The sequence below is a fragment of the Nostoc sp. UCD121 genome, from assembly GCF_014222285.1.
GTDB lineage: Bacteria > Cyanobacteriota > Cyanobacteriia > Cyanobacteriales > Nostocaceae > Nostoc.
The window spans coordinates 1-249 of sequence record NZ_JACKZS010000603.1 but is presented as its reverse complement, the minus strand read 5'-3'; the positions used below and the strand labels follow the sequence as shown (position 1 = coordinate 249).

At 47.8% G+C, this 249-nt stretch carries 1 pseudogene; it reads left to right on the top strand.

What is annotated here, in order from left to right:
• Positions 1-249 (top strand): annotated as a pseudogene (locus GNF10_RS37660) (ATP phosphoribosyltransferase regulatory subunit); the annotation flags it as partial.

Below are 249 nucleotides of genomic sequence, written 5' to 3'. Positions count from 1 at the left end.
GCACTTAATTTTAGGTGAAGCGGGAATCACCCGATCGCTTTTAGATGCTTTTCCCATCAATTTACGTGCTAAAGTGCGTAGTGCGATCGCTCACCTTGACCGCATTACAATAGACACACTCCCCTTAACTGACGAACTGCGCGAACGTGCCAGAATCATGCTGGATTTGCGAGGAAACAGCGCCGATGTGTTGCAGAAAGTCAGTAGCCTCAATTTAGATGCAGAACAGCAAGAGGCGGTCAATAACCT